The organism is Niallia sp. FSL M8-0099 (genome assembly GCF_038006945.1).
In the GTDB taxonomy this organism is placed as follows: Bacteria; Bacillota; Bacilli; order Bacillales; family Cytobacillaceae; genus Niallia; species Niallia circulans.
Window position 1 is genome coordinate 1061657 of sequence record NZ_JBBOWF010000002.1, and the last position, 24345, is coordinate 1086001.

At 30.7% G+C, this 24345-nt stretch carries 20 protein-coding genes and 3 pseudogenes; 1 reads left to right on the forward strand and 22 read right to left on the reverse strand.

Annotation, left to right across the window (positions count from 1 at the left end):
- The 4 genes from srlE to NSQ92_RS19830 form a co-directional block, all read right to left on the reverse strand.
- The gene (gene srlE, locus NSQ92_RS19815; protein WP_341153125.1) at window positions 1-1020 is read right to left on the reverse strand and encodes a PTS glucitol/sorbitol transporter subunit IIB; all 1020 of its coding nucleotides are present in this window, start codon (window positions 1018-1020) and stop codon (window positions 1-3) included.
- A gap of 22 nt (window positions 1021-1042) precedes the next feature.
- Complete coding sequence (gene srlA, locus NSQ92_RS19820; protein WP_341153126.1) at window positions 1043-1570, reverse strand: PTS glucitol/sorbitol transporter subunit IIC; 528 nt, start codon at window positions 1568-1570, stop codon at window positions 1043-1045.
- A gap of 21 nt (window positions 1571-1591) precedes the next feature.
- The gene (locus NSQ92_RS19825; protein ID WP_341153127.1) at window positions 1592-1978 is read right to left on the reverse strand and encodes a transcriptional regulator GutM; all 387 of its coding nucleotides are present in this window, start codon (window positions 1976-1978) and stop codon (window positions 1592-1594) included.
- 140 nt (window positions 1979-2118) lie between these two features.
- Window positions 2119-3366 (reverse strand): NAD(P)H-dependent oxidoreductase, encoded by a 1248-nt coding sequence (locus tag NSQ92_RS19830; RefSeq protein ID WP_341153128.1) that lies wholly within the window; start codon window positions 3364-3366, stop codon window positions 2119-2121.
- A 640-nt stretch (window positions 3367-4006) separates the two neighbouring features.
- On the opposite strand from NSQ92_RS19830, the pseudogene NSQ92_RS19835 reads away from it, so the two are divergent.
- Window positions 4007-5125: pseudogene (locus NSQ92_RS19835) on the forward strand (IS3 family transposase).
- Window positions 5126-5394: 269 nt separating this feature from the next.
- Here NSQ92_RS19835 and NSQ92_RS26865 read toward each other — a convergent pair.
- The 18 genes and pseudogenes from NSQ92_RS26865 to NSQ92_RS19920 all read right to left on the reverse strand — a co-directional run.
- Window positions 5395-5525, reverse strand: a pseudogene (locus NSQ92_RS26865) (AAA family ATPase); the annotation flags it as partial.
- A gap of 76 nt (window positions 5526-5601) precedes the next feature.
- The gene (locus NSQ92_RS19840) at window positions 5602-7524 is read right to left on the reverse strand and encodes a heparinase II/III domain-containing protein (protein ID WP_341153129.1); all 1923 of its coding nucleotides are present in this window, start codon (window positions 7522-7524) and stop codon (window positions 5602-5604) included.
- 81 nt (window positions 7525-7605) lie between these two features.
- Window positions 7606-8551: pseudogene (locus NSQ92_RS19845) on the reverse strand (IS30 family transposase).
- A gap of 157 nt (window positions 8552-8708) precedes the next feature.
- Window positions 8709-9875, reverse strand: coding sequence for a nucleotide sugar dehydrogenase (locus tag NSQ92_RS19850; protein ID WP_341153130.1), 1167 nt, complete (start codon window positions 9873-9875; stop codon window positions 8709-8711).
- A 211-nt stretch (window positions 9876-10086) separates the two neighbouring features.
- Window positions 10087-11490, reverse strand: a complete 1404-nt coding sequence (locus tag NSQ92_RS19855) for a Coenzyme F420 hydrogenase/dehydrogenase, beta subunit C-terminal domain (protein WP_341153131.1) — start codon at window positions 11488-11490, stop codon at window positions 10087-10089.
- Between the two features lie 3 nt (window positions 11491-11493).
- Window positions 11494-13032: an oligosaccharide flippase family protein gene (locus tag NSQ92_RS19860; RefSeq protein ID WP_341153302.1), complete on the reverse strand. Its 1539-nt coding sequence runs from the start codon at window positions 13030-13032 to the stop codon at window positions 11494-11496.
- Window positions 13033-13097: 65 nt separating this feature from the next.
- On the reverse strand, window positions 13098-14249 hold the full coding sequence (locus NSQ92_RS19865; RefSeq protein ID WP_341153132.1) for a polysaccharide pyruvyl transferase family protein: 1152 nt from the start codon (window positions 14247-14249) through the stop codon (window positions 13098-13100).
- 112 nt (window positions 14250-14361) lie between these two features.
- On the reverse strand, window positions 14362-15363 hold the full coding sequence (locus NSQ92_RS19870; RefSeq protein WP_341153133.1) for a glycosyltransferase family 2 protein: 1002 nt from the start codon (window positions 15361-15363) through the stop codon (window positions 14362-14364).
- Window positions 15364-15454: 91 nt separating this feature from the next.
- On the reverse strand, window positions 15455-16576 hold the full coding sequence (locus tag NSQ92_RS19875; protein ID WP_341153134.1) for a glycosyltransferase: 1122 nt from the start codon (window positions 16574-16576) through the stop codon (window positions 15455-15457).
- Window positions 16577-16637: 61 nt separating this feature from the next.
- The gene (locus NSQ92_RS19880; protein ID WP_341153135.1) at window positions 16638-17774 is read right to left on the reverse strand and encodes an EpsG family protein; all 1137 of its coding nucleotides are present in this window, start codon (window positions 17772-17774) and stop codon (window positions 16638-16640) included.
- Between the two features lie 56 nt (window positions 17775-17830).
- Entirely contained in the window at window positions 17831-18784 is a 954-nt protein-coding gene (locus NSQ92_RS19885) for a capsular polysaccharide synthesis protein (RefSeq protein WP_341153136.1), read from the reverse strand.
- A 65-nt stretch (window positions 18785-18849) separates the two neighbouring features.
- Window positions 18850-19791 carry a glycosyltransferase gene (locus tag NSQ92_RS19890; RefSeq protein WP_341153137.1) on the reverse strand — a complete coding sequence of 314 codons (942 nt, stop codon included), beginning with the start codon at window positions 19789-19791 and terminating at the stop codon, window positions 18850-18852.
- 259 nt (window positions 19792-20050) lie between these two features.
- Window positions 20051-20542 (reverse strand): PssE/Cps14G family polysaccharide biosynthesis glycosyltransferase, encoded by a 492-nt coding sequence (pssE, locus tag NSQ92_RS19895; RefSeq protein ID WP_341153138.1) that lies wholly within the window; start codon window positions 20540-20542, stop codon window positions 20051-20053.
- Complete coding sequence (gene pssD / locus NSQ92_RS19900) at window positions 20543-20992, reverse strand: PssD/Cps14F family polysaccharide biosynthesis glycosyltransferase (RefSeq protein ID WP_123258423.1); 450 nt, start codon at window positions 20990-20992, stop codon at window positions 20543-20545. It lies immediately after the preceding gene.
- Between the two features lie 123 nt (window positions 20993-21115).
- Window positions 21116-21790 (reverse strand): sugar transferase, encoded by a 675-nt coding sequence (locus NSQ92_RS19905; RefSeq protein WP_341153139.1) that lies wholly within the window; start codon window positions 21788-21790, stop codon window positions 21116-21118.
- 112 nt (window positions 21791-21902) lie between these two features.
- Window positions 21903-22667: a tyrosine-protein phosphatase gene (locus tag NSQ92_RS19910; RefSeq protein ID WP_341153140.1), complete on the reverse strand. Its 765-nt coding sequence runs from the start codon at window positions 22665-22667 to the stop codon at window positions 21903-21905.
- A gap of 125 nt (window positions 22668-22792) precedes the next feature.
- On the reverse strand, window positions 22793-23503 hold the full coding sequence (locus NSQ92_RS19915; protein ID WP_341153141.1) for a CpsD/CapB family tyrosine-protein kinase: 711 nt from the start codon (window positions 23501-23503) through the stop codon (window positions 22793-22795).
- A complete protein-coding gene (locus tag NSQ92_RS19920; protein ID WP_341153142.1) occupies window positions 23490-24236 on the reverse strand; it encodes a YveK family protein in 747 nt (248 codons plus the stop codon). The genes NSQ92_RS19915 and NSQ92_RS19920 overlap by 14 nt, the downstream gene beginning before the upstream one ends.
- Between the last annotated feature and the right edge of the window lie 109 nt (window positions 24237-24345).

The following is a 24345-nucleotide window of genomic DNA, read 5'->3' on the forward strand; positions in this document are numbered from 1 at the left end:
TTAATACATGCCACTACTGAACACCCATGCAATTAGTACAGCTAACTCCCCTGTAATAACACGACTGTACAGGATAGCTGGTACTCCAACTTGTACAGTTTCAGGCTTAGCTTCTCCAAGTGATAAACCAACCGGGATAAAATCACAACCCGCTTGTGCATTAATCGCAAATAATGCTGGTAATGCGTAAGTTACCGGAATTGATCCAGCAGCAATTTGTGTCCCAATCAATACTCCAACAACCTGTGCAATAACAGCACCTGGTCCTAAGATTGGAGATAAGAATGGCAAACTACAGATAAAAGCAATAACAATCATGCCAAGAATCGAATCAGAAATGGGTGCTAATAAATTGGCGATCATATCTCCCACACCAGTGTAGTTAATAATACCAATTAACACACTGATGAATGCCATGAATGGAATAATGTTTTTAAGTAGCATCTCTACAGCGTCACGCCCTGCTTGATAGAATACTCCCATAATCTTTCCGATTCCTCTAGAAAATTTAATCAAGATACTATCCTTTTTCTGATTGTTTACATTCCGTTCTATTTTCGATTTTGCATATTTTTTATCAACTAGTTCTTCTTTTGATTCTGTTGTTTGAGCTGCTTGAACTTCCGGTTTTGTCACTATTTTATCTGAAGCTTCTTCGATTACTTCTATTTCGTTTATTGTAACACCAGAAACAAAAATATCTTCCGTAATATATTGAGACAATGGTCCAGATGGTGATGATGGTAACACATCGACAGTTGGTATTCGTTTCATAGGATAAACACCAATACGCGCCGTTCCGCCACAATCTATAACGGCAGCCATCACTTCACTTTCTGGCACAGAATTTGTAAATCCATCCACTACTTCTGCTCCACTCAAGTCGGATATTTTTTTAGCAACTGGATGAATTCCACCACCAGTTACAGAAATAACTTTATTCTTCTTCCCAGCTGGTTCTAGTTCAAGGCCTGCTCCCCATCCACCTGGACCCTTTTTAACAAGAACTTTTTTATACATAGTTTATGACCTCCATTTATGATTAAAGAGTAATTCCTTCTCGTTTTATTAAGAATTTAGTAATGATTTCTGTGATAACGCCTCTCACTAAAACGACAACAATACCGCATAGGAAATAACGAACTGCCAAACTGCCTTGATCGTAACCTGCTTGCATCACGCCATTTGCAATTCCTAAATAAACAAACAGTTCACCAGCATTCGCATATGGGAATAGTCCTGTAACAGGATGTAAGAAAGTAACTACAGAATCATAGAATGCAGGTTTTTCTTCTTCTTTAACAAATTTACCGAATGTATAAGCCATGGGATTAGTTAATAATAGTACGGATAAAACAGGCATAACAGTATATCTTAAAATCATATATTTAGCACTTGCTTGTATCGCTCGATTTACTCGCTCTTCCCCAATAAAAGCAATTAATGAATAAGTAAATGTTAATAGAACAATTAATAGAGGGACAATTCCAGTCATAAATCCCATAAATGTCTCTCCACCTGCTTCAAACAAACCAATAAAATTTTTCCCAAACCACTCAATAAATTTCATTTAGAATCCTCCCCCAAAAATTTAAAAAGTAATCGCTTCCATTCTTTTCATTACTAACTGTTTAAATGCCCTTTTCTTAAGTCTAGATTTTTCTTGATCCATTATGGAAACCAACTCATTATCTAATTTTTCTCCATCAAATTTTTCGAATCTCTTAAACTTCGAAAATATAGTTAAACCACTATAAAAATACAACTCCATAATTTCTCCATTTGGATCAGTTACAACCACTATTACGGCAGAAGTAAATAAATGTTTAGCAACATCGGTTAGTAAATCATATCCTTTATTCCCCCTATACTTTTTGGCAAGGCTCCTAACAAACCTGTTATAATATTGCACTTGATAGAGGCTAAATACCGATTGTAACAATAGTATAGTGGTGGCCAAAATAGCAATACTCCCCATAAGAATCCCTCCTTTTTATCAAGCCCTTCCTAATCTTTTGAATAGAAAGGGACTTAACTCATTCTAAGGTGATTTTTACACGCAGGTTTCATTTGACTAATATCCTTTAAATATAATAGTGAAAATTCCGATTTTTTATCTTAAGCAAACGTTTCATCTTGTAATTTGCGTAATTTAAATACAGTAGTTGATTCATCTAACTCAATGTCATCGTATGTTAAGAATGATCCATCTTTTATATCACGTTTTGCAATAGAAGAACCACCTATTAAGCCAATGGGAATATTTCCATTTTTCATCATATCGGCATGAGTTTCTAATACACCACGTACACAGTAACCACCAATACCATCGATTCTTTCGCCTGCCTTAATGTCCTTTTTTGCCACAGCTACTGTTTCTGAAATAGGAGCACCTAAAGGAACAATTGCACTATCATGTTCTAGCTCTGCCCTAGCAATTGTTAATGGCGTTTCTAAACTACATAGATGATATGGACGGTAAAGAATATGATGATCTCTATCTCCCTTTTTCATTAAGTAATTTAATTCATGCTGTACCCCTTCGTTTTGACCTTTAATGATACAGAAAATCCCTGGTGCAATTCCATCTACATATTCAACCACACCATAATTATTTAAAATGCCACCATTCGTTTTTACATCCAAGTTTTTCACTGTACCATCCAAGTCAGCAGTTATTCCATGCATTCCTACCACGTCAGGCACAAATCCGATGGCGTTTGATAATAAGTTCATTTCTGCCATGGTTTTCGTTCCGTCTTGGAATGCTGCTAACATATGACTGTTCATATTCTTAGAATCTGCTTCTGCTCGAGCTGTATCTGGATTGGCACTTACCTTTAAAGCATTATTCTTCCCTTTCCCAGCTACTAAAACCTCCATCCCCATACTCTTCGCAAATTCATATATTTGTACAGTTGCAGCAGGCTCATCACCATCTGACCCTGTATAAACTAAACCAGCTGCATCATACAATTTTTTCATAAGAGGCCCAATCGTGATATCAATTTCTACATTTAATAAGATTAAATTTTTTCTTGCCAATAATGTTTCTAATGAAATTTTTGCACCTACTTCTGGTACACCTGTTGCATCAACAATAACTTCTACCTCTGGTGAATGAATAATTTCTTTAAAATTAGCACTCGTCAAAATTTTATTGTTCTTATGTCCACTTGCATGATAAGCTTCGGCTGCTCTAATCGCAGCATCGATATTAATATCACTAATACCACCAACAATCATACCTGGAATGGTGGAAATTTGAGAAATCATTCCAAATCCCATTTGACCTGCACCAATAACACCTACCTTAATTGGATTACCTTCTTGTTCACGGTTTAATAATTTTCCATACAATGTCATATTATCCTCCCTTTCTTTGTTGTCATTTGACAAAAGAATTATCAAATGTCATTTCATGATTTAATTTTGACACAATCATTATCATATGTCAATAAATGATATAAAAACTCTATAACAATATTGATTTTTTTGTTTTTGGTGATTGCTGCAGGGAAATGAGATAGTTATTAGGGGATAAGAGCTGATTGTGCCGCTCTTCGAAAGAAATGGAATTGTTGCAGGAATGGATTCACCATATTAGAAAATTAACTTTTAGTTGAACTGTTAAAAAATTAGGCGATATTGTACTTTTGTAAGTGCTAGACTAAAGTGAACAGTTTGCGATGAATAATTTTGAACACTTATTTACTAAATATACTTCTCCATTTATGATAGATTTTTATACTTCTATGATTAGTTGGAGGATTGGAAAAGGTGGATAAGTTTGAAATGTATATAGAAATAAAAGGAATGTTAAATCAAAAATATAGTATTTCTACTATCGTAAAAAACTAAATATTTCAAGAAATACGGTTTATAAGTATATACGGAAGTCACCGGAGGAAATGGCAGAATGGACAGCTGGATAGGCTACACTTAGTTGGACAGATATTTTAAGGTCAAGTAGAATACCAATAAGACAATAATGGGAGAATCTACCATGACCAAAAGATCACGTAGAACATTTACTGCAGAATTCAAACAACAAAATGGTGCAACTATATCTGAACGGAAAACCAAGAAAGGACATCATTCGGGAATATGAGTTTACCCCATCTTCCTTAGAGAAGTGGATTAATCAGCATCAAACTACCGGTTCCTTTCAAGAAAAGGATAATTTAACACCCGAACAAAAGGAACTTCAGGAACTTCGGAAAAGAAACAAGCAACTTGAAATGGAGAATGACATTTTAAAGCAGGCAGCGCTGATACTAGGACGAAAGTAAATGTAATTAAGAATAACCAACACAAATACTCGATATCAGCAATGTGTAAAGTCCTAGAGCTTTCAAGAAACACCTATTATTATGAAGCCAAAGAAAGAGCGTCAGAGAATGATATAACCTCAAAAATCATCGAAATCTTTTACTTAAGCCGGCAGAACTACGGCACACGTAAGATAAAAGTGGAATTAAAAAAACAAGGATTTATCGTTTCTAGACGCCGAATCGGTCGCATTATGCGGGAACAAGGGCTTGTTTCCTCTTATACTGTGGCTCAATTCAAACCACATTCAAAGAAGTGCAATGAATCCCAGCAACAAAATGAATTAAATCGTGCTTTTCATCAAGAAGAAATGACAGTGGTCGTAAGTGATTTGACATACGTAAGGGTCGATAAAAAGTGGCAATACGTATGTGTATTTGTTGATCTCTTTAATCGAGAAATCATTGGACAAAGTACCGGTCCAAACAAAGATGCAGCACTCGTATATCGCGCCTTTTCTTCCATTAAGAAGGATTTAAGAAAGATTCGATATTTCCACACGGATCAAGGAAATGAATTTAAAAATAAGCTAATAGATGAAGCTTTAGAGACTTTCGATATAAAGCGATCATTAAGCATGAAAGGCTGTCCTTATGATAATGCAGTGGCAGAAGCAATATTTAAAATTATCAAAACAGAGTTTATTAAGGAAAGGCATTTTACTAGTTTAGAAGAATTATCAAGGGAATTATACGACTATGTGAATTGGTTTAATTACATTCGAATTCATAGAACGTTAGGTTATTTAAGCCCTATTGAATATAAACAGAAACACCTTAAAAAAGTTGTCTAATTTTGTGTTAACATACCACTTACTTATATGGAAGGTACCTAATTCTAATTAAGAGGGAGTATTGCAAATAGTTTAAGCAGGCAGTGAGGAGTTTGAACCACTATTTGCAGACATCTGAGCCAGGAAGTGCGGGGGAAAAGCTATTGTTATTAAAAATACAAAGTAATTAAATTAGCCATTAGAACAATATTCGTTCCAATGGCCGCTTGTATTATCTGAATCTTTATGCATAAGATACCTTGTTATACGCTTTTCAACTTCTGTGGGAATTATATAGATAGCGTTAAACCATAACGTTCCCTCATCAAAATTCGCCATCAACCAGGGTTTTATAAGAATTGTGAACGATTCGATCAAGAATTGTATCTGCGATTTGTGCCTGTTCTAGTTTTGAATGCCATCTCTGCTCCCTCCTACCTGAGTCCATCAATAAATGTCGTAGAGGAATTTCTTTATGGTTACAGATTATCAGCCTGCTATTTAGTAAACTGGGTCTCGAACTCTATTGAAATCTGCGTTTCCTTAACATTTTCTAAATGAATAGCTAATTTCTTAATATTATTATTTTGATTTTGTTTTTGGTTTTCACCAAGCGAACTAGATAATGGTTTAGCATCCATTACTGAGAATTTAGCATTAGAAGGATTCTTTATTGTTACTGTAATGAATTTTTCACCCATTACCAATATAGCTGTTTTTCGATCTACACTTAGACCAATATTTGCTCGAGTATGCATAAACCAATAAATTTCTGATGGAGTACTTAATTTAATATTATCCTCTATAAGTATGTCATTTCTATCATTAATCAAAGATGCTCTTCTTTGGATAGATTTTGCATTTTTATACGCATCTGTCATATCAATAAGGGTACTAGCCTCATTTTTCTTTGAAGTAAAGTCTATTATTTTTCCTTTTGCAAAAATATTTTGATCTGGACCTTCATCTGGATTTATCACTAGTGTATTTTGACCCTCTGCTCTTTTCCTATAATAATTCCAGCGCTTGCTTTTCTTATCAAAGTAGCCTGGAAGATTATAATTATCCATACCAAGATCAATAGCCCATCTCTCACCTAATGCATCAATTACAAATGTCCCTATATCTAAATCGCCATGACTAGCTTGATTATCACCAGCATGTATACCTACAAAAGATGACTTTGAATCCCATGAACTTCTCATAGTTACAATACCAGCACTACCATTGAACATTTTGTCTAATGGAAGGGGATAATTTTTTTCTTCTTTTGGTCTGTACCAAATCATATTTAGAGGACTATATGTTTTTAATGCTCTATAAGATAATTCAGGTTTATTATATTTATTTGAAAACCAAAATAACTGAGACAAATTCCCTAAATTATTATCGTTAGAGTCTCCTATATTAAATAGTCCACCATTACCTGTTGTATATATAGGGTAATATCCAGTCTCTGATAAACCCTTTATCTTTGTAAAGTTATAATCTGTACCTAAAGACTTTTCTAACGTAGACAGTAATATCGCAGCATATTTTGTTGCATAACTCCAATAAACCGGCCCTTCTTCTGTTCCCCCATCATCTCCATAAGCTAATAAAGAATTCTTCACAGAAGAAAGAGCATTCTGAATAACTTCAATTGAAATTTTCTGTGTATTTATCGTTTCATCTACAATTGCTAAAGCGCTAATTAGAATTCCACTATTACAAACTGTATTCCAATTATTATTCTCATACTTCCAAAATACAGGTATTCCTGCATTATTATCATTATTATAAACTTTAAGTGCTGGAATAAGCGCATTATTAATTATAGAATTTTTTAAGATCTCCTTTTGGTTTTGATTTAAATAATCATAAAGCCAATCAAAACCGATCCCTACTGCTGCAGCCATCTCAGCTGTATCTAAAAAATGAGAAGGGTTCCAATCATAAAACCTTTTACGATCAGAAACTAGCTCCAACTCTTTCCAAGCTCTTTCAGCATATAATTTATTTCCACTCAATCTATACATTAAAGACAATGTTAGGGTTCTGTCTAAGACCGTTCTACTAATTGGAAGTAATCTTACCCCATCTGATTTCTCATAGGTGACAATAGGCTTTTCTAATAAATTATTAGCATTTATTGTCAGCTCTTTATACCAACGCTTTAAATTTGAATCAGTTTTTAGAGATTCTTTTATTTTTTCAAAATCTTCACTTGTTGCTAATAGTCTGGGATGCTTTTTATTAGGAGATACTCTCTTTAAGTCATTTATAATCACTTGTGCTACTGGTTCCTTTAAAGAAGAAATATTATTTTTTCCTTTATATTCAACATTATTCTGTTGTAAACTATCCCTATGGATGGTTACACTACTAAAAAACATAATAAGAATTAATACAAAATATGAAAATTTCTTTTTTATTTTCATCCCAAACCTCCCATTCACTTATATTATTTCTATATTTGTTGATTAACTCAAAATAATTACTCTCACATTTAAGAGGGTTTGTCAATCTAACTGCGACACTTCTTCCCAAAATGCTTCGTATGAAGTTTTCCACCCAAGGCATTTTCTTGGACGATGATTAATTAAATACAAGGCTAACTCTAACTCTTCTTCTGTAATTAGAACTAGATCAGTCTTCATAGGGAAAAATTCATGTAAAAGACCATTGGCATTCTCGTTAGTCCCACGCTGCCAGGAAGCATATGGATCAGCAAAATAAACAGACATATCTACCTGTTCTTCAATGCTTGAGTAGCATGAAAATTCTTTCCCAAGGTCAACCGTTGATGTCTTAAAAACACCTAGGGGATACTTTTCAAGCATAGTTAAAATGGCTGTTTCCATGGAGGAAGAACTTCGATTTTCCATCTTTACAGCAAGGTACATCCGTGTTTTTCGTTCTGCGAAGGTGGCCAAACACCCATTGCTTTTTCCTCGACTTGAAACAATTGTATCAAGTTCCCATTGACTAAATGTAGTTCGTTTCTTTACTTCTTTTGGACGCTGGTTAATCGAGGTTCCAATGTTAAAACTTCCCCTAGTTTCAACAGGTTTTTGTCGTTTACCTTTGTGACGAAGCACAGTTAGATCTGATTTATTTAGTAAGCCTAGATAGAGCCAACGGTAAATAGTCTTAAAAGAAATATTTAATTCTTATAAACGACCAATAATCTGTTCAGGAAACCATGTTAATTGAAGTTTTCCTTCCATATTAGCTAACGAGACAGACCATTTCCCTTTTGGTTTACAGTCTTTACGGCGCTCTATGTACGTTTCATGAGCCACTTCACTCACTAGCATATTCATTGGTACTATTTCGTTTCAATTCTTGAGCAATTGTTGAATGGTGACGATTTAGTTCTTTAGCAATCTGTCTAGTAGACCAATCCAACTTTTGAAGGGTTTCTAATCGCTCACGTTCAAACGTAGTAAGATGGGAGTAGCTCATGATAAACCTCCTATGGTTGTGTGGTAACTTCATTTTACACAAAGGTTCATGGGCCTCTTTATATTTATTTTTAGGTGTCATACTTAATATTACAATTCATCAATAAAAATAAAATACTCCTACCTATATTGGTAAAGAGTATTTTATAATTTTATTTCTAATCTCTACTAAACAAATCCCTCGTATAAACCTTGTCTTCAACATCTGCTAAATCGCTAGATAATCTATTGGCAACAATCACATCAGAAATTTCTTTAAATTGATCGAAATCATTAATCACTCTTGAATTATAGAAAGTCTCTTCCTGCAATGCTGGTTCATAAACAACCACTTCAATACCCTTTGCTTTTATACGTTTCATGACACCTTGTATAGCTGATTGTCTAAAGTTATCTGAATCCATTTTCATTGTTAAGCGATAAATACCAACAACCTTTGGATTCTTTTTGATAATCATTTCTGCAATATGATCTTTTCTTGTTCTATTAGCATCAACAATTGCTGTCATAATATTATTAGGAACATCTGCATAGTTAGCTAATAATTGTTTTGTATCTTTTGGTAAGCAGTAACCACCATAGCCAAAAGAAGGATTATTATAATGAGTTCCAATTCTTGGATCTAAACCAACGCCATCAATAATTTGTTTTGCATCTAATCCTCTTACTTCAGCATAAGAATCAAGTTCATTGAAGAAAGCGACCCTCATTGCTAAATAAGTATTAGCAAATAGTTTAATAGCTTCTGCCTCTGTAGGATTTGTAAATAGTACATCAATATCCTCTTTTTTTGCACCTTGCACCAATAAATCAGCAAATACTTTGGCCCTTTCTGATTGCTCACCTATAACTATTCTTGATGGATATAAATTATCGTATAAAGCTTTTCCTTCTCTTAAAAACTCGGGAGAAAAAATAATATTATTTGTTTCGAATTTCTCTTTGACTTTATCTGTGTATCCTACAGGAACAGTAGATTTAATAATCATTACTGCATTAGGATTAATTGATAATACATTAGCAATTACCGCCTCTACAGTTCTCGTATTAAAATAGTTTTTTTCTGGATCATAATTAGTGGGAGTAGAAATTATTACATAATCGGCATCTTTAAATGCTTCATAATTATCTGTTGTCGCTATCAAATTCAAATCACCTTTTATTAAATACTCCTCAATTTCATTGTCTATAATGGGTGATTTTTTATTGTTAATTGAATCTACTTTTTCCTGAATGATATCGAGGGCTATTACTTCGTTGTGTTGGGCCAAAAGTATAGCATTTGATAAGCCAACATAGCCTGTACCTGCTACTGTAATTTTCATTATATAGGGTCCCTCCTTCAATATAGTATTGAGTGATTATTATATAGTACTTTAATTAAAAGTATGGTTAATAGCATATCTATCTAAAAATTTTAAAATACACATATTAATATTTTTTAAATAGAAATTCTTTATAAACATCTACTTTTACATAAATTACATAAACTTGTTTACACTTTCAGTTTATTTCTTTCCATTTACTTGTGATATTTTATAGTATTTTTTTCACTACATTATTTGCTTTTCTTACCACTCTCTTTATAAGAGGCTGTGCAACAGTTTTTTTATACTCTTTAATGTATGGATTCATATGGTCTATAAAAACCTTAAAATCATTTTCGAGTTCAGCCTTTTTAAAAGCTCTAAAACTCTCCCTTGTTAGAACTAATCTTTTTTCGTAAACCTTTTTTCTTTTAAATTTAATTTTACTGGATGGCTCTATTCTCTTAACAGGTCTCCACTCTTTATTTTTATCCTTTAAATATAATCTGTAAGATAGCCCTTCTCTTCTATGCCTGAAACCACTAGCTTGAGAGTCATAAATTTTTTCTGTACTTATTTCCTCAATATGAATATTATCAGAATTTTTCTTGATTATATCATTAATAATAGGATTTCTTACAATTATAACATTGGTACCCATACTCTCTTTTTTATATTCAGGTAACCATGCATCCCCTACAGTAATATCAGCAGTTTCTGCTACTACATCATCACAAAATTCGCAAGCATTATATTTAAATAAACCGTACCCCCAATTCGTGGTATAAAGTTGTTTTGTAGGTAAGCTCTCTTCTACTTCAATATCGTTAACTATCCCCTTGACTTCTACACCATATTCATTAGCAGGTCTATCTTCTAGTTTTTTTCTAAAATCAATACTCTTTAAATCTTTGGGTGGAATTCCCATTTGCCATCCAATAGATTTAGCAAACATATCACTTTTTAAATGTCCACAAACTAACCCTATACAAAATTTAATTCTATTTTTTATTATCTGATCTTGATTTGCTAAAAGACGAATAGACTTAATAAAACAAGGAATACCAATTAAAGCGAACCTTCCCTCATTTTCTTTAACTAATTTTATAACTTCTGACATTTCTACTGGATAATACTTAGATTTTGCACCTTGTACCAATTCCTTTTCTGTATAAGAGATTTGATACTTAAACATTGGACTTTCATCATTTCTATTAGAAGATTTCACATGAATAATGCCATCGACTAAATTTAATTTTAATAGTTGTGATGCTATCCAGTTTCCCATCCCACCTGAGGAACCCATCTTTCTATATTCGCTTTCTTTTACATACCCAGCATAATTCTTTAAATAATAGCCTGTATACTCATTATAATTTACAGGTAATTCTCCATATAATTGTTTACCAATTTCAGTTTCATTTTCTATTTTATCTGAAAAAGGGCAAACTGACATAGGATTTATTTCAATATTTTCCTTTTCATTATTATTTTTTCTTATAGGTTGATATTTCCCCAGATCATTCAATTTCATTTCTAATGGTGATCCTTTTAAACTAGCACAGATTCCACAACCTATGCAAAAATCATTTTCTATTACCTTTTCTACTAATTCATCAATTGCTTTTTTCATAATTCACTTCCCTCTATGTTTTCTAAAATTTTTAGTTTTTTTACCTATCTTTTTAAAAACAGTGGTAAATAAGTCTTTCTCATAGTCATTAAACCCAAATTTTGACATTAAACTAAAATGAATAATAGTAAAAATAAACATTAAAAAAAGCAGAATAAGTATATTCTCACTTTTAATATACACACTTAAAAAGAGACCAATTAATATAGAAAATACCACCGGTATCGACATTTTTATAATATTTTTCCAAAAACTTATAATGTTGATTTTTAATTTACGATGATAATATACATTCATTATCAGACTATTTCCCACAGTTAAAGATAGAGACGTTCCAATTGCAGCACCAATTCCTCCATAATTGTTTATTAATGGGATTGATATAATTATATTTAAAATAGCAATAATGATTAAAACTATAGATCTAAATCCTTGAAGATTCTTTGCCCATAGTATTGAAAGACCAACATTTTGAATTAAAGGAATTGTCAGTGGTATCATAATTATTAATACAATTAAATATGCATCAGTATAATCTATCCCCGCCCAAATATTAATAAATCCTTTTCCGAATACTATAAATCCAGCCAATATATATGACATGATTATATATTGAACTCTCCCAAATTTGATCATTAAATCAGTTAATGTCTTATTTGAAGCATTATTTGCAACCAACATAGTTGCTTTTGGTAACAATAAACCACTTATCGATGTAGAAAATTGAATATATAACCTTATAAACTGCATTGCAATTGCATATACTGCAACTGGCACAGTGCCTATTAGTATTCCTAACAAAAATTGACCCGTACTCCAATTTACTTGGTCAACAATTATCCCTAATAAAATAAAGAAAGAATATCCAATAATTTCTCTTAAAAGATCAAAATCTATTTTACCAAAATAAAAATTAACCTTTATATTTCTAAAACAATAATATACATTGAACAATAGACAAGCAATATTAATAATTGTAGTACATATTACCATTGAAATAGAGCCATATCCCATAAATAACAGGGGTAAAATAAAAACTGGCCCTAAAATAGAACGTACAATAGAAACTACTTTATCTACTATAAACCTTTCATATGCTCTTACTATTGAACTAAATACAGATAAAGGAAAAGACAAGGAAAAGTTAATTATAAGTATTATCACCATAATTTTAGCTTTTTCCAATTCTGAAGTTGATAGACTAGTTTTGAAGATAAGTTCAATATTAAAGTAAATTATACTACCTACTATAATTGTTAAAAAACCAATAATAGTATATAAAATCAGAAATAAGCCATTTAGATTGGATTCAGCATTTTTATCTCCAATTGCTCTATTTCGCGAAGTATATCTGACTATTGCGTTTCCCAATCCCAAATCCATTATACTTAAATAAGCCGCAATTGAACCTATTAAAGAGTATAATCCATATTCTGCTTGTCCTAACATTCTTATCATCACTGGTGTATACACCAGTGAAATAATAATTGTAATTGTTATAGACAAATAGGACAATATTGCTCCTGCTTTTAATTGATTCATGTTCAAACAACAACTTCCTTATTAAGGTTAAAATCACATTACCACTTCAAATAAATGTTTATCTATTAGAGATCAAACGCATTTTTTAAGTAATCTAGTGCTTTTTTTCGCTCTTTCTCTAATAAAGAATACGTATGAGAAAAATCTATATCAAATATATTATTATTTTTTTTTACATTTTCATACAATCTTTTCTCCATTTTAAATTTTGATAATAAAGTATCTATTCTTGAATTCATAGAATTTAAAGATGATGAGTTTCTTTCAAAAACAATAAAAGGTCTTTCCAATAAAATTGAAAAAACTGCACCATGGAATGAATCAGTACAAATTAAACTAGCGGAATTAATATATCCTATAAATTCATCAGGTCCTGCTATATAAGCTGCTATATTCTTAATATCCAACAAATTTATTATTTTTAAATTATTTTTCATTGCTATTTTTTTTATATAACTTTTTCTTTCTTTAGATATATTTCCTAAAAAGTAGGTTAATATATACCCATTTTCTACACCGCTAAGAGAATTTTTTGAAATAGATATCCATTTTTCCTTACTTAACATCAAAGTAGGATCGATAAGAACCTCTGCATCTCTATTAGTTAATTTTTTAATTATTTCAGCCCCCGCCTCTTCTCTTACTGATAATTTATACATTGAAGCAAGGAAATTTTTGTATAATTCACTATATTCCTCAGGAAGTTCAGAAACACCAAAACTTGGAGCATAAGCAATTCTTTTATGCTTGGGAGCAAACGTTAAAAAGTCAATTGCCGATCCTTTTCTATAGTTAGGATTCCAAACTTGATCACTTCCTGTGATAAAGTAATCATATTCCTCTAACATTTTCTTTGGTATTTCTTCATGTTCATTAATGGTAAAATTGGTTTCTATAATGTAATCCGATGAAAATTTCTTGAATATTTCAATTCTTCTTTGATTATACCTTTTTAGTTTTCTTTTATTATAGTAATTGACCTTTATTAACTTTGAACCTATCTTTTTAACTAATCCGAGTGGAGTATTTCGCTTAAAACTCCTTAAGCTCCCTCTTAAGTTAGTACCTTTTTCAACTTCTTTATTAAAATGTGTAGAATTTATAATTGTTTCTACTTCTAAATCTAAAGATTTTAGTACTTCTTGCGTTGCATAATTTTGCAGTCTATTACCATAATTATTATAGTCATTTATCGTTAATATACCAATTTTTTTCATTTTTACCTTCCTTAAAAAATATAATATTTTGCGTTAATACAACTCTAGATTTTTGTAATATTAATTCAATTTTGGATACTTATAAAAAAAGTAATTAAAATTTACACTTCGCTTACTTTTTATTTTTGCAGTAAATAGACTTCCCTGAATATATCATTCTCTTCAATAAAAAGTATAAGTAAGGATTAATTCTATATACTAGCATATAAACATATAATTTATACCCCATTAACTTTATCGTATTATTATCTATCTTATAGAAATACTTAATAAATATCTCGTTAAGTTGTTTTTGATAAATTTCATTTTTATTTTCTTCTCTTGAAATCATTTCGTAAAAAGTTAAGACATAATTACAAATGTAAAATGCAATAAACGAACACAACTTATCAAAATGTTTAGAATGAAAATCATATAAATTCTCTGCTGCATTAATTGTATCCATTCTTTTGATTATATTAAATTTCGACCTAACTGCGCTCTTCTCGTTAAATACATAATAGTATAAGCAGTCACTTATGGTTACTTTCCTCTTACATTTATTAAAGATCATTGTATTAACCCAATAATCTTCACTATAAGCATAATGGGGATATCTTATATCTATAAATAAAGACGCCTTATATAGTTTATTCCAATTATAGTTTGTTGTATTCTGTCTAGATAGATACATATAACTACATGAATATTCGCCATCAAGAACGGATTCTTTCAATTCATATATCTTCCGAATATTACCATTATAATCACAATTGATATAACCACATTCAACTACTTCTGCTTGATAATCTATCATTGTTTTTATCATTTTCTCAAACATTAACTCTGACACATAATCGTCACTATCTATAAAACCAACATATTCTCCTGTAGCAACATCCAGTCCTGTATTTCTTGCCGAGGATACTCCCTCATTTTTTTTACTTATAACTTTTATTCTCTTATCTTTATCAGCAAAAGCTTTACAAATTGCTAAAGAACCATCTGTAGAACCATCGTTAATCAAAATGATTTCTAAATTAGAATATGTCTGACTTATAACACTCGAAATACATTTCGATAAATGCTCCTCAGCATTAAAAATAGGTATAATAATTGATATTTTAGAATCCATACTACCTCCTCATATTAAGCAATTAAAGTCATTCAATTAATATTATATTTTAACAATCCAATTATCTTCATAAATAAACGATTATTAAGTATTATAATATTTCTTCCCATTTATTGATAATTGATTTTTCATTAAAATCTTTTACTCTTTTTAAAGATTTTTCTTGAAATGACTTCCTCAAGTTCTCATCATAAATAAGACTTTCTAAATGTAAAACCATATCATTTATATTACCATTCTCAATCAATATGCCGAATTTTCCTCCATCTAATATTTCTTTAGATCCAGATTGCATAAAGGCTATAACAGGTAATCCAAAACTCATTGCTTCTACTAAAACTAACCCAAACCCTTCCCAACGGCTTGTCATAATATAAACCGAGCTTTCAAAAAAATGTTTATTAAGATTAGTACCAAGTAGCTCTCCTCTATAAACAATTTTATCATGCACATTATACTCTTCGATGAGTTGATAAAATTTAGACATAGATGTTTCATCACCCTTCCCAGCAATTGAAATTTTCCAATCACCAGGTAATCTTGCGGCAACTTGACAAAGATAATCTATTCCTTTATGTTCTATACTCATTCTTCCTACAAATGATATAACTTTTTCATTTAATCTTGAAATTTCATTATTTTCAATAGTTAACGGATTCCATATTTTTTTAACATTAGCGGAATACTTCGAAAATGCATCTTTATCTTCATCTGTCAAACATACAATTGTAGCTTTTGACATAGAATCAATTAACAAACTTCTATATTCATTAAAATAAGTATTAAGATATTTATCTGCATTATTATGCATCCACATAACCAATTTTACATTTGGAAATATTTCTTTTAACCTTGATGAAAAAAGTAAAGATGGACCATTTAAAACTATGGTATCATATTTATTTTTGCGAATAAGTTCAGATAAATTAGCAATCTGTTTTGATATAACAATACTAGTTCCTTTTTTAAAGAGTATTTTATATACTTTATTAATTGATTTTCGAATAAATACATCGCATTTATCATAAAGATTTGATTCGCCAAAAAAAACCCTAACTTTATAGTTGAATTTATAAATACTCTTTTCCTTTTGCAAGGAATAAGCATCTACGTTAATACCATTTCTCTCACTAAGAGCATTTATAATCACCGAATTAACTTTCTGTAACCCACCCATATCAAATTTATCTACTACAAACAAAACTTTTTTCATTGGTACCACCTTTAATTCGTGACGTTAATCCATTTATAATTCATTAAAACTATATTCATTTTCATTGAGAAAAAGATGAACTTATTCTGAAAGGGAAAATATCCGCATAGTTCCCTATATACAATAGAAATAAAAACGAAAGAATAGTATAAATCACAAAAAAAACATAGTGTATGATACGTTTTGATTGTTTCAGTTCTACACTAATCAATTTGCAAATCAAATAAATGAAAGGAATATAAAAATAAAAACTTCCTCTACCAAATAAAACATACATACTCCCTGAGTAAGCAGAAAAAGCTATATTTACAAGAGTAACAAAGTAGGCAAAGGTTAAACTATCTCTACCATCAAATCTCTTAAAAAAGCTCACCAATTCTTTCCAAAAGTATAATATTGGCACAGCAAATATAAAAAGCCGTGCATATGATATATTTGAAAATGATACTGTTTGCTCCAGATAATAATATTTATCATCTATTGAACTAAATATGCTTGTTGGCAATTGCATAAAAATTAAAGGAAATATTAGCGATCCACCTATAATAAAAAGAGTAGCCTTCTTAATTGAAAAAAAGCCTTTTCGTCTAAAAAGTTCTACTAGAAAAAATAATAAACAATAAACCATCGTTATTATGATTGATGAATCATGTATTAGAAATGCAATTGCTCCCGTCATCAGTGCTTTGATTGGTTTTCCTTTAGAAAAATAATCAAAAGTAAAAGCCATTATTGATATTGCTAGACCTTGTCTTAGTATATTAAAATTTAATGGGTATAGAAAAAATAAAAACAATAGCATGGCAAATGGAACATATAATTCATTAGAATGCTTTCGAAAGAATTTATAAGCAATAAAAGTAGTAATAAATGCTAAACATCCATAAAAAATATGAGCATTTGTTGTAAAACGACCAACTAAATAGTTAAAGAATACATATCCTGGTTCACCCCATCTCTCATTATTCATTAGAGCAACTGAATAAGAAAAATGTGATGCATCATAAAAAATATTATTTCCATAAACATATATATCGGTACCAACAGTAAAATCCCTAATCGCTGCAAAAACCGCAAGTAATATTAATGCAGTAATATAATAAATACACCCCAGAAATTTATTTTTTTTCAGAAAATACTCTGCGATGACCATTATTAGAAATGAAATAAAAAAAACTAATATATATGGTCCCATCATTTCCTCCGTTGACATTATCTTATAAATTTAAAATATTGACCTTTTATAAACAACTACTATTTGTACTTACTAAAGCTCTTATTGTCTAACCATTTTATTAACGAACCATCTAATAGCATACTTCCTAAAGTTTTAATATTTTTATTACTATCTATTTTTTTCTTGTAAGATAATTTAAACACATATGTCTCCCGTCCAAAAATGGACTTTAGTAAATCTTCACTAACCGACTTATTTATATTATTTATAAAATCATAGTCACCTTCATTATTATATTCTAACTTGTCAACATCCTCTTTAAACCCACCAATATTATTCTTATACGCTATTGCAATTATATAATCGAGTAGTAAATAATCAACAACATTATCTTCTGATTCCCAATATTTCTCATGGAATTTTTGAACAAACTCAAACATTGGATATCCTTTTACTCCACCAATAAAGAAAGTAGTCCATTTCTTTTTTGCGACATTTATATTATTTAACTCTGATGATTTTAAAGTGAAGAAATGTTTATTAGATAATTCCTTCGGCATCTCTCTAGATAGAAAGATAGTAGAATCCATCCATACTCCACCATGATTTTTCAAAAGGCTCATTCTAATAATATTTGATAATTTAGTTTTATTAATCAAGCCATTTTCAAATTTTTTAATAACATGTGGTGCTATATCAGTGTATTGTTGATAATTGTTATGGTCTACAATTACTATATTCCTTTGAGAAAATTTTCTAATTGATTCTATACATCTTCTAACTAAAATAGGTGCACTCTCTACACCTTGCCACCAAAAAATCCAAACATTATCTGAGGGTGAGCTAGATGAGGGTTCCGCTGTAGCTACGAAGCTATTAATAAATACAGCATACTCCTTTTCTAAATAGTTCAGTATTCTTTTATGATATGCTATATAAAAATAATCAATTATTCTTTTGTTTGAAGTTATTCTTACTAATAATTGCAAAAACAACTTATGAATTCGAAATTTCAAGTGTTTCTTCTTCATAACCTCACTACATTTTAGCTAAAAGCTAAAATTCCTCCTAACTGTGAATTGCTTTTCATTTGATATTAATCAACTTCCTTTTTATAAAACTGATTATTTCTAAAAAAATTACTCAACCTATCAATTTTAATATCCGTTAATCTAATGGGCACAAGTTTATTTCCTATCAATTTTATAAATAATCCTAAACTATAAAAAAATCCAAACTTATACCTAACTAGCGCAATACCTGAAAGTTTTGCTGCTGAGTTCCGAATTTTTTTATACTCTATTGAACTTAGATTTTCTCTATAAAAGTTATTTTCTCTTATATAAACATCATAAACATCTGAGAACCTTTTTTTACTCATTGAAGTAGTGATACTATTTGAATTAAAATCCCAGCTATAAATCACTTTCCGTTCAACTGCAAATGTTTCCGCAAAAAAATCACACTTTATACTAAATAAAACATCATTACTACTTAGTGTAGAATCAAACATAATGTTATGCTTTCTAACCATTTCTGTTCTATATAGCTTTGACCAAACCACTGAAATATTATACTTTAATTTACTCGGATCTTTTTTCTCAAGGTATTCTTCAATCGGTTTTGCATAAGTAAGGTGTCTCGTCGTAACTATTCCATTTTCATCTTGAGAGGTTGGCATAAAATATACTATATCAAAATCAGTTGCCAAGTATGGTTTAATATGATTATAAAAGTTTTCAACAAAGTGATCATCACTGTCTGCAAATAAAATCCACGGTGAATTAACCTGCTCCAAACCAATATTCCTACAGACACCTGCTCCCTTTTTACTAGTATTATTTTGATATAAAGAAATGTTCAAAGGAAACTCTGCAACAACTCTCTCCAAATTTTCCTTTTCAATGCTACTACTCTTATCATCAACAATAATAATTTCTAAGATATCCTTTTCTTTAATCACTAGAGAACTAAGTAATCTTCTTATCAGATTACTTGAATTATAATGAGGTATTACAATCGATACTAATGCTTTCATTTTTACTTCCTTTCATCTTTAAAAGCTGAACTTATATTTTTGTTAATGCATTCCACTCATATATTAACAGTGGCTTTAATATCGATTAACTACTTATTGTATTAAGAATATATTAATAAAATCTAAATAAATAGCTTATATTACTGTGCAGTCCTATAAACTAGTTTATTTTTCTTAAACATCCCCTACTAAACTAAAAAACTGCAAACTCTCTTCTGACTATTATTAAAAATTTGATAATCAGACTTTATTCGTCCGGTTAATTTCTTTTCATCAGACCTTTTATAATAATCATAAACTCATTAATAAACTGTCTATTATTTGATACAAAATCCTCATTGGTATCCGCGAAATTTTTAATAGTTTCAGATAAGTCTTTTATATCATCAACCAAATATATTCCATAACCACGCTCTTGGATTCTCTTTGCAAAATCAAATTGATGATTATTTACATGTTCATCAAACTCAAATTTCCTAGGCACTACAATCGGGGATTTATGCTTTTCTAAAACACTTAAAAAGCTTGCTGGCCCTCCATGGGTAATTACTATACGAGATTTTTCAATGTAATTCGTCATTTCATCAAAACTTACAAACTTTGTCCACTGACAGTGCTTTGGCTCGTAATCTGAATAACCTGTTTGAATAAAGACTTCATCATCAATTCTTCCATTTGCTTTCAATTGATCAATTTCCATAATTAACCTGTTAAATTGTTGTTCATGTGTTCCAACTGTTACAAATATCATTTAGAAAATACCTCCTAAATTTATTGCTTTAGGATATACCTTCTTCATTTCTTCCCATTGAACAATAAATTTGTCAGAAACAGGATATACTAATTTCCCAGTAAGAGTTGGTGAATCAATTCTATCAAACACCTCTATATATACTGTTTTGCAACCAAATAACTTTCCTAGATAAAAAAAAGGCACAGCAACAGCGGCACCAGAGGAAATAATAATATCTGGTCTTTCCTTTTTTAAGATTTTATAAGCTAAAATTGTATTTCTAATTGTGTTTTTTACATTACGATTGGTTGGGTAGTAACATGGGTACATTTTTTCATTTTTTAAGATACTTTTAGCATCACTTTTATCGAAGGTAACCCAAAATCTTTCTTCATTTTCCCAAAAAGGTTTTAACATATGAAGATGCGTTAAATGACCTCCACTTGAACCAACTAAACAAACTTTCATAATATTATTCCTCACTAATTACCTTATTTATTTTAAAACAATAATAATTATTAACTATTAAAAGTATCTTTAAAAACTTAATTTCTACTCGATTATTCTGCTTATTAGATTATTCCTACGAAATTAAAATGCATTTTTTGATCCAAATAACACTAAAACTGTTCTTAAGATAATTTTAATGTCTTTCATAATAGATCTCTCTTTGATATAAAGCAAATCTAACTCTACCATCTCAGAAAACCCAATATTACTTCTCCCGCTAACTTGCCACAACCCTGTGCATCCTGGCACTACTAATAGTCTTTGTTTATCATATGGAGTATATTCTGTCACTTCTCGAGGAAGTGGTGGTCTTGGGCCTACTAAACTCATTTCACCCTTCAGCACATTAATCAACTGGGGTAATTCATCTAGACTAGTTTTTCGGATAAACTTACCCACTTTTGTTACTCGTGGATCATCCTTCATCTTAAACATTGCACCTGAAACCTCATTTAAAGCTAATAATTCTTTCAATCGATCTTCAGCATCGGAAGCCATCGAGCGGAACTTATACATATAAAATTCTCTTCCATCTTTTCCTACTCTTAATTGTTTAAAGAAAACTTTCCCTTTTGGATCTTCTAATTTAATTAAAAGACCAATAATAATAAAAAGGATACTTAGAACAATTAATCCACAAAATGAACCAATGATGTCTATTGATCTTTTCATTACAAGGTAGCTTCGAGCTGTATTCACAGATATATTCTTTTTCTTTTCTAAATACAGAGATTGATCCTTATAAAATTCAGACATCACTATACCACCTATCCCTTAACTTGTTTATGTAGTCTATAGATAACTAATAATAAAATTACAATAACAATTATTATAGCTTCTATTATTAGTTATCTAGTAAATTATATAATTAAAATATTCCTAAAAACTTCTTTCTTTGTATACGCTCTGGAATCTCTTTTATTATATTTTTATCTTCAATTAGTAATTCAGCATTTTCTTTAAAAAGATAAATATAATCCATTCCAAAATTTTCTTTAATCATCTCTAAAGACTCGGTCATTTTAAAAGTGCGATTATGAACATTATGGGCATCTGAAGCAATAAAATGAGTTAAATTATGCTCTATCATCTGTTCCGAAAACTTTTTCACATTTTTCCCAAAGTATCCTACCACACTGGATGCCGTTACTTGAGTCAATGCTCCGTTTTTTACAAACTTATAAAGAAGATCCGGTTTTTCTTGCAATTCTTTGTTTCTTTCAGGATGTACAATAATTGGAATAATCCCCTCTGTTTGCAATTCATATAATAATCTTTCTGCATATCGTGGTACAGAGGAAGAAGGAAATTCAATGAAAAGATATTTTGTATGATTCAGTGTTAGAACCTCACCTTTATTATAATCTTCTAACACTTCTCCATAAATTCGAACTTCCTGCCCTGGAAGTATATTAAGAGGAAGGTTTTCTCGTTTTAAAACAGCATTTAAGTCATTAACCTTTTCAAGAATGGATGACTTCTCGTTAATATATTGGTTATTCTTATGATGAGGTGTAGCAATAATTGTTGTAATCCCTTCATTAATAGCAGTCTTAGCCATCTCTAAACTATTTTCTAATGTCTGTGCTCCATCATCCATATTCGGTAATATATGACAATGTATATCAATCATCGTGCTACACCTCTCTATTTTTATTCATTTAGTATCTTTCTATAACATTATCAAATAGTAACATTGATCATTTTTCCCGTAAATAGCATATACCGGCGGCATTTTCGATTATATCTTGTTAGATATTAGTTTGTGCCGTAATAATAGTAATTACTATTTTTATCATTCTTTTTATTATTTAATACAACTCCTAGTATTTTCCCAGTAGAAGAAGCAAGCTGCTCTTTTGTCTTTACCACAGCTTCTTTATCCGCTTTCCCACTACCTACCACTAAAATACTTCCATGACAAAGATTTGCTAGAACTTGAGCATCCGTTACCGCCATAACTGGTGGAGTATCAAATAAGACAATATCAAATTCTTCTAAAGCTTGTTCTAGGAAATAGCTCATGGCTTTTGATCCTAATAGCTCAGAGGGATTCGGTGGTATCGGACCGCTTGGAAGAACATATAAATTTTTCTCGTCATACTGGTGAACAGCTTCCATTAACTCCATTTGGTTCGTTAATATAGAGGTCAATCCAGTTGTATTATTTAAATTAAACGTATAATGCACAGTAGGTTTACGTAAATCAGCATCCACTAGTAACACTGTTTTGCCTTGTTGAGCAAAAACAATTGCTAAGTTAGCAGTTGTGGTTGATTTCCCTTCCCCAGGTCCAGAAGAAGTGACTAAAATAGACCGAATTTCTTCATCTATACTTGAATAAAGGATATTGGTTCGAATATTTCTGTATTGTTCAGAAATAGGTGATTTAGGATCATACTTTGCGATAAGCTTCCTTCTATTATTCAGTCCTAGTCCGCCTTTTTTTGCTCTTTTACTTGCTGCCAAGTAAATCCCCCCTACCTCTTCCTTTTTGAATGCCTCTTTGTTTTGCTTCAAAACTTTCATCAATTTTTGTAATAGCTCCTAGTACTGGTAACTCTAGTAATTTCTCAATATCTTGTTCTGTTTTTACTGTGTTATCAAGATATTCCAACAGGAATGCTATTCCACCACCTATTATTAATCCAACTATTGCTGCAATTGCAATATTTAATGGTGGATTAGGACTAACAGGAGATTGATTTTCTTGATCTTCTGCTAATGGCAATACAGTGACATTATCGATACTCATAATATTCTTAATTTCTTTTTCGAATACTTCTGCTGTTTTATTTGCAATTCGCAAGGCCACTGTTGGGTCAGCATCTGTGACTGATACAGTCATAACCTGTGAACCTTGTGAACTTTCTACTGTAACTTTACTGTTCAATGTAGACACACTCATATCTAAATCCAATTCGTCTTTTACAATATTTAAGATAGCCGCACTTTTTAAAATAACACTATACGTGTTTATTAATTGTACGTTTGCTTGTACTTCCCCTGAATTTAATACAGCTTTTGAATCATCCTTTGCCTGGTTTACAAGAATTTGTGTCGATGATTTATACTCAGGCGTAATAATAAAATAACTTACAACAGCACTTACTATCATTGCTACTAATGTAATGGAGACAATAAGTGATACTCTTTTCTTTAACGTATCAAATAATTCTTTTAGACTAATAGTTTCTTCCATGACTTCCTCCTAGAAAAATATAAAAACCAAAAATATTATATCATATATCGTTGCATATATTGTCATTTCTTGTCATAATTTTATATGAAATGTTTTTACGTGTTTTACT

Coding starts and splice junctions, on each gene's coding strand:
- NSQ92_RS19885 (WP_341153136.1), bottom strand. CDS start 18,784: ATGAAGAAGAAACACTTGAAATTTCGAATTCATAAGTTGTTTTTGCAA.
- NSQ92_RS19920 (WP_341153142.1), bottom strand. CDS start 24,236: ATGGAAGAAACTATTAGTCTAAAAGAATTATTTGATACGTTAAAGAAA.
- NSQ92_RS19865 (WP_341153132.1), bottom strand. CDS start 14,249: ATGAAAAAAATTGGTATATTAACGATAAATGACTATAATAATTATGGT.
- NSQ92_RS19860 (WP_341153302.1), bottom strand. CDS start 13,032: ATGAATCAATTAAAAGCAGGAGCAATATTGTCCTATTTGTCTATAACA.
- pssD (WP_123258423.1), bottom strand. CDS start 20,992: ATGAAAGTTTGTTTAGTTGGTTCAAGTGGAGGTCATTTAACGCATCTT.
- pssE (WP_341153138.1), bottom strand. CDS start 20,542: ATGATATTTGTAACAGTTGGAACACATGAACAACAATTTAACAGGTTA.
- srlA (WP_341153126.1), bottom strand. CDS start 1,570: ATGAAATTTATTGAGTGGTTTGGGAAAAATTTTATTGGTTTGTTTGAA.
- srlE (WP_341153125.1), bottom strand. CDS start 1,020: ATGTATAAAAAAGTTCTTGTTAAAAAGGGTCCAGGTGGATGGGGAGCA.
- NSQ92_RS19875 (WP_341153134.1), bottom strand. CDS start 16,576: ATGAAAAAAGTTTTGTTTGTAGTAGATAAATTTGATATGGGTGGGTTA.
- NSQ92_RS19910 (WP_341153140.1), bottom strand. CDS start 22,667: ATGATTGATATACATTGTCATATATTACCGAATATGGATGATGGAGCA.
- NSQ92_RS19850 (WP_341153130.1), bottom strand. CDS start 9,875: ATGAAAATTACAGTAGCAGGTACAGGCTATGTTGGCTTATCAAATGCT.
- NSQ92_RS19890 (WP_341153137.1), bottom strand. CDS start 19,791: ATGAAAGCATTAGTATCGATTGTAATACCTCATTATAATTCAAGTAAT.
- NSQ92_RS19870 (WP_341153133.1), bottom strand. CDS start 15,363: ATGGATTCTAAAATATCAATTATTATACCTATTTTTAATGCTGAGGAG.
- NSQ92_RS19880 (WP_341153135.1), bottom strand. CDS start 17,774: ATGATGGGACCATATATATTAGTTTTTTTTATTTCATTTCTAATAATG.
- NSQ92_RS19840 (WP_341153129.1), bottom strand. CDS start 7,524: ATGAAAATAAAAAAGAAATTTTCATATTTTGTATTAATTCTTATTATG.
- NSQ92_RS19830 (WP_341153128.1), bottom strand. CDS start 3,366: ATGACATTGTATGGAAAATTATTAAACCGTGAACAAGAAGGTAATCCA.
- NSQ92_RS19905 (WP_341153139.1), bottom strand. CDS start 21,790: ATGTCTGAATTTTATAAGGATCAATCTCTGTATTTAGAAAAGAAAAAG.
- NSQ92_RS19825 (WP_341153127.1), bottom strand. CDS start 1,978: ATGGGGAGTATTGCTATTTTGGCCACCACTATACTATTGTTACAATCG.
- NSQ92_RS19855 (WP_341153131.1), bottom strand. CDS start 11,490: ATGAAAAAAGCAATTGATGAATTAGTAGAAAAGGTAATAGAAAATGAT.